The 2,293-nt window shown below is 53.5% G+C and carries 3 protein-coding genes; 1 reads left to right on the forward strand and 2 read right to left on the reverse strand.

Features of this window, described 5'->3' with window-relative positions:
• The first annotated feature begins 357 nt into the window (after positions 1–357).
• A complete protein-coding gene (locus J2751_RS15385) occupies positions 358–1,017 on the forward strand; it encodes a DUF6498-containing protein (protein WP_209487326.1) in 660 nt (219 codons plus the stop codon).
• 298 nt (positions 1,018–1,315) lie between these two features.
• Here the strand turns inward: J2751_RS15385 and J2751_RS15390 are convergent, their stop codons facing one another.
• Positions 1,316–1,870 carry an adenylate kinase gene (locus J2751_RS15390; protein WP_209487327.1) on the reverse strand — a complete coding sequence of 185 codons (555 nt, stop codon included), beginning with the start codon at positions 1,868–1,870 and terminating at the stop codon, positions 1,316–1,318.
• Entirely contained in the window at positions 1,870–2,157 is a 288-nt protein-coding gene (locus J2751_RS15395) for a DUF5789 family protein (protein ID WP_209487328.1), read from the reverse strand. Before J2751_RS15395 ends, J2751_RS15390 begins: the two co-directional genes overlap by 1 nt.
• Positions 2,158–2,293: the final 136 nt, after the last annotated feature.

The following is a 2,293-nucleotide window of genomic DNA, read 5'->3' on the forward strand; positions in this document are numbered from 1 at the left end:
CTATCGCATCTTCTGACTCCAAGAACCGGTCTCTGACGCGGTAAAACCGTGAATTATCGACCCCACCCCGACGCAGTCTTGCGTTCAACAAGGCACTTCTTCTTCAGGTTCTCTACGAGTGTGTGTTGATCAAGCTGACAAGGCCTGTCGCATTGCGACTTGGAAAGACCAACAGATGTGAAATCTTCGATTTTGTTGGTTAAGACGTTCGTGGAGGCTGATTGACTGGCTTATCGCCTCAGATGAGGTGTGTCTGCAAGACTGCGAGCGCGAGTGTGGCATATCTCGAGCTATGGTGTTCTCTGTAGTGGTCAGTCAAATCCACAAAATTAACTCCCCCCACTGTCACGATTACGCGTGCATCCGTCGTGGAAACGAGCACAGTGGTCGTTCGTCGGGGTACTCCTGGCAAACCTCGCATCGCTGGCCGTGATTTGGTGGTTCGACTGGCAAGTCCATGCACTCCTGATAGCCTACTGGCTTGAGGCTGGTGTTGTCGGGGGTATCTATGTTCAAAAGATTTCCCGAGCAGAGGGAACCGATGACCTCGAGTCCATTCGGGCGTTTTGGAATATTGCCGGCGAGCCCCCTCGTTCGTACATCGGCAAGCCGAAAGGAGACATTCTGGGCGCGCTCCTTGAGCAGTACGTACTCATTTGGCTCCTGCTGGGTTTGTATGTGGCTGGTCCGCTCGTTGGTGCTCTAGAGATCGAGCCTGCGAGTCCACTTACCGTGGTTCTCATCGCCGTTAGCCTCGTCGTCTCCCACATCTATTCGTACTGGGCCGAGTATCTCGGCAACCGAGAGTACGAACGCCGCGGCCCTGTCTCGTTGCTGGTCGAACCGGCGGCCCGGTTCGTGGCGCTGTTTGGTGTGGTCTTTATTGGGGGACTCGCCGCCAACCTCACCCAAGAACCGCTTGGCGTGGTCGTCGTTCTGATCTTTTTCAAGACCTGTGCCGATCTGTTCCAGCACCGCCGCGAGCGAAAACGGGTGCTGCGGACTCATGAACACTAGCTGTTCAGTCTCCGCCACATACGCAGTCAACCATCTAGGCCTCACAAATCCCAGCAGGGATGAGTAAACGACGAGATTGCTGAATACATCCTCTAAGTATAGCACTGGTAATGGTTGTTTTTCATTCGAGAAACCGGGGTATTTCGAATACGCCCAACAACGTTACCTGTAGGCCTCGAAGTAACGTTGATAGATCACTCAGTTAATGGTGTGCAAGACTGTTAATTGTAGCTGAGGTATTCTTCAATTCGATGATTGTCTGGTATTCGGCCTTGGCAAATTGCGAATAGTAGCTTACTCAGAGCGCATCTGCGAGACGCTCGGCGGCCTCCTCGACGCTGCCTTCGTTTTCGATGAACTGAACGGGCGCGTTTTGATCACGTGCGTACTGGAGCGCGGCAGACCGATTAAGATCCTGCTCGAAATCAATTTTGTGTTCGGTCACATCCTGGACTTTACGGCCCCTATTTCTTCGGCGTTCGAGAATCGTTGCTGGACTCGCTTCAACGAGAGCGAACGTTGTCGGCGAGACATCGCGGAGTACCTCCTCAGGGAGTCCCTCTATGTAGCCGGCCTGGGTCTCTACTGCCAGATGAGTCGAGAGGATGATATTCGTGTCTTCGGCTTCATCGGCGACGAACTCGCCCGCACGACGCTGTAGACGGCGTGTCTCTTGTTGCGAAAGTGTGGCAAGTTCTCCTCGTTCGGTCGCCAGGCCTCTCGTCGCGGCCTGTTCAAGCATTACGTCGCCGAAGTTCACCAGTTTGTACCCGTCTCCGAGTTTCTGCCGAAGCGTCTGGCAGACGGTCGACAGCCCAACACCGGTGACACCTGAGACTAGCGTGACTGACATTAGAAACTCACCTCGCTTTTGTCGTCCTGTTTTGGCATCGATCCGCGGTCGTCGTAATACCTGCGTCCGACAAATTGAGCTCCGACGCGCGTCATCAGCGTATCGTAAAGATCATCGGCTGAAGCGAACTCCTCTACTTCAGATTTCTCGATTACGGATTGGATCGTTGTGCTTTCGCCATCCGGAGGTGTCAGTTCTGTACTCCCGACAGTCTCTACGACCGTCTCCCGTGGTACTGGGAACTCTAGTTTTCTCGCGAAGAGATCACGGGTCTCTGGCAAGCGCATGTGCAGTACATGGAACCACACTGTATAATAACTATGTATGAGCGTGCTTCCAAGCGAAGTGTGAATTCGATCCGTCTGTTTGTGAGTGATTGCTGAAAGATAGCGACACTAAAACGCCGTTGCTTCGCTTGAGCGA

The organism is Halorubrum alkaliphilum (assembly GCF_017873815.1).
GTDB classification, from domain to species: Archaea; Halobacteriota; Halobacteria; order Halobacteriales; family Haloferacaceae; genus Halorubrum; species Halorubrum alkaliphilum.

Excerpts from the sequence above, each read along its gene's own strand:
- J2751_RS15390 (WP_209487327.1), bottom strand. The coding sequence starts at position 1,870 with ATGTCAGTCACGCTAGTCTCAGGTGTCACCGGTGTTGGGCTGTCGACC.
- J2751_RS15395 (WP_209487328.1), bottom strand. The coding sequence starts at position 2,157 with ATGCGCTTGCCAGAGACCCGTGATCTCTTCGCGAGAAAACTAGAGTTC.